Annotated in this window: 1 protein-coding gene and 1 pseudogene; both read left to right on the top strand. The window is 60.8% G+C overall.

The annotated features are described in order from the left end of the window. Positions 1 to 2,046: valine--tRNA ligase (locus AC1DX0_RS34385; RefSeq protein WP_477358825.1), on the top strand; the 2,046-nt coding region annotated here is incomplete at its 5' end. Positions 2,047 to 2,406: 360 nt separating this feature from the next. Continuing rightward, positions 2,407 to 2,616 (top strand): annotated as a pseudogene (locus tag AC1DX0_RS34390) (transporter); the annotation flags it as partial.

A 2,616-nucleotide genomic window follows, 5' to 3' on the forward strand; every position in this document is an offset into this window, starting at 1 on the left:
CATCTGGTGGGCAAGAATGTCGTGCTGCCGATCGTCGGCAGAAAAATCCCTATCGTGGCGGACGAGTATTCCGATCCGGAAAAAGGCTCCGGCGCGGTGAAGATCACGCCGGCGCATGATTTCAACGACTTCGAGGTCGGTAAACGGCACAAGCTGCCGGCGATCAATATTCTCACCATCGAGGCTGCGATAAACCTCAAGGACAATGAGGATTTCCTCGCCGGGCTCGAGGTGACGCCGGAACGCCAGGCTGTCTGGGATGAGCTTAACGGCCTCGACCGTTTCGTCGCACGCAAGAAGATCGTCGAGCTGATGGAGGCCGGCGGCTTCCTCGAAAAGATCGAGCCGCATCGCCACGCCGTGCCTCATGGCGACCGCGGCGGCGTGCCGATCGAGCCATTCCTGACCGAGCAGTGGTATGCCAATGCGGCCGAACTCGCCAAGCCGGCGATCGCCTCGGTGCGCGAAGGCCGCACCAATTTCGTGCCGAAGAACTGGGAAAAGACCTATTTCGACTGGATGGAGAACATCCAGCCCTGGTGCATCTCGCGCCAGCTGTGGTGGGGCCACCAGATCCCGGCCTGGTACGGGCCGGACGGGCGCGTCTTCGTCGAGAAGACCGAGGAAGAGGCGCTGGGCGCGGCGATCGAATACTATCTGGCGCTGGAAGGGCCGTGGAAGGGCTGGGTCGAGGACAAGCTYGAGAACTWCAARCCKGGCGAGATCCTGACCCGYGACGAGGATGTGCTCGACACCTGGTTCTCGTCGGCGCTGTGGCCGTTTTCGACTTTGGGCTGGCCGGACCAGACGCCGGAACTGAAAACCTATTACCAGACCGACGTGCTGGTGACCGGCTTCGACATCATCTTCTTCTGGGTTGCCCGCATGATGATGATGGGCCTGCATTTCATGGATGAGGAGCCGTTCCACACCGTCTATGTSCAYGCGCTGGTGCGCGACAAGAACGGGCAGAAGATGTCGAAGTCGAAAGGCAACGTCATCGATCCGCTCGATCTCATCGACGARTWYGGCGCCGACGCGCTGCGCTTCACCTTGACGGTGATGGCGGCCCAGGGGCGTGACGTGAAGCTCGACCCGGCGCGCATCGCCGGCTACCGCAACTTCGGCACCAAGCTGTGGAACGCGACGCGCTTCGCCGAGATGAACGAAGTCGCCCGCAATGACGAATTCTGGCTGAACGACGCCAAACTTGCGGTCAACCGCTGGATCCTGACCGAGCTCACGCGAGCCGCACGCGAGATCACCGACGGCATCACCTCATACCGCTTCAACGAGGCGGCCGGTGCTGCCTACCGCTTTGTCTGGAACCTGTTCTGCGACTGGTATCTGGAGCTGCTGAAGCCGGTGTTCATGGGCACGGACGAGGCTGCCAAGGCCGAAAGCCGCGCCTGCGTCGCCTTCGTGCTCGACGAGATCTACAAGCTCTTGCATCCGATGATGCCGTTCATGACGGAAGAGCTGTGGGCGCAGACGGCGGGCGAGGGCAAGGAGCGCTCCTCGCTGCTTTGCCACGCCGCCTGGCCGTCGCCGGACTTCGAGGACGCGGAAGCGGCCGCCGACATCAACTGGCTGGTCGACCTCGTCTCCGGCATCCGCTCGGTGCGTTCCGAGATGAACGTGCCGCCGGCGGCGATCGCGCCGCTGGTCGTGGTCGGCGCCAATGATGTCACGCGCGAGCGGTTGCTTCGCGAGGACTCCGCGATCAAGCGGCTGGCGCGCGTCGGCGACATCTCGCTGGCCGACACAGCCCCCAAAGGCTCGGCGCAGATCGTCCTCAACGAGGCGACGATCTGCCTGCCGCTCGGCAGCCTGATCGATCTCACCGCCGAGGCCGCCCGGCTACAGAAGGAACTGGCCAAGGTGACCGAGGAAATCGCCCGGTTGCACAAGAAGCTGTCCAACGAACGTTTCGTCGCCAGCGCGCCGGCCGAGATCGTCGACGCCGAGCGTGAAAAGCTCGCCGAATACCGCGACGCGCAGGACAAGCTTTCGGTGGCGTTGACCAGGGTTCGCGACGCTGGCTGAGGGATAGATTCGCTAGACTTTATCCCTCTCTAAAATGGCAATCTTTTTGCCTCGAAAGTGGGCATTCCGTTGCGTTATTGTTGACGTAAACGGAAGTTTTAGCCCCATTGTTGCCATAATGTAACAATGGGGCCAAAACGCCCCGAAAGTGGCTGTTTTTGAGCCCTTTTGGACGAGTTTTCCTCATTTTCTGGTTGGGCAACCACGCCTTGGGCCGTTTTTCGGCCTTGCCGTGCCTATCCGCATTTTGTCGAAAATGCGTTTGGCAAGCATGTACATGTACGCCCCTTGAATTCGTTGTTGCACCGTTAACCTGAATTGGTTCTAGCTTGATGCACTAGTTATTCGGGGAGGACATYCATGAACAATTTGCGWCTGAAAGCRCTGCTGGGGGCRGGGTGCTTTTCGCTGGCTTTGATTGGCTCGGTAGCCACTCCGGCGCATGCCGGCGGCCTCGAGCGCGGTTGGTACGACATCGACCTGCTTTTCGATCCGGCGCAAGTCACGGGCGAAGTCGGTGGCACCTATGTGATGCCGCAGCGAACTCTTAAAAACGCAAAGGATACCGAC

The sequence above is a fragment of the Mesorhizobium sp. P3_A9 genome, assembly GCF_056402975.1.